Annotated in this window: 1 protein-coding gene; it reads left to right on the top strand. The window is 64.5% G+C overall.

Annotated features, from left to right (window positions below):
- Positions 1–672: alpha/beta hydrolase (locus tag ELR45_RS39130; protein WP_205857289.1), on the top strand; the 672-nt coding region annotated here is incomplete at its 5' end.
- Positions 673–687: the final 15 nt, after the last annotated feature.

Raw genomic sequence — 687 nt, 5'->3', positions numbered from 1 at the left:
GAAGCAGCCCGGGACGCGTTGCAGAGCCTGATGGAGCAGACGGAGGAAGAGCCGCTCCCCACCGACGACGAGAGTCGGCCGCTGACCTCTTCTCTGGCGTTCTACGGAATCATCCTGCCGCTGTACCTCTCTCCCGAGCAGGGCTACCCCACCCTGGCCGACGCCCTCGACCAAGCGGTCAACGAGGACAACGGCAGCGACCTGCTCCAGTTGGCGGACCTCTACCTCAATCGCAACGCGGACGGGACCTACAACGGTAACCAGAACGAGGCGATCATCGCGGTGAACTGCATCGACTATCCGGGTGGAACCACCGTCGAGGAAGCTGAGGCCGCCCTGCCGGAGTTCGAGGAAGCTTCCCCGATCTTCGGTCGGTTCATGGCGTGGAGCGGGCTCTCCTGCCTGTCGTGGCCGGCCGAATCCGACTACGACCAGAGCCAGATCAGCGGCACGGGAGCGGATCCGATCCTGGTCGTGGGGACCACCGGCGATCCGGCTACGCCGTATGACTGGGCCGAGGCACTGGCAGACCAGCTCGACTCCGGCACGCTGCTGACATACGACGCATTCGTACACACGGCTTACATGTCCGGCAACGAATGCATCGACGCGGCAGTCGACGACTACATCCTCAACGGGACACCTCCAGAGGATGACCTCGTCTGCTCCTAGCGTGGGCGGCCTCGC

The organism is Phytoactinopolyspora endophytica (genome assembly GCF_004138495.1).
Classification (GTDB): domain Bacteria; phylum Actinomycetota; class Actinomycetes; order Jiangellales; family Jiangellaceae; genus Phytoactinopolyspora; species Phytoactinopolyspora endophytica.
Note: the sequence above shows the minus strand (reverse complement) of the source record. Positions and strands in the feature narration are given on the sequence as shown.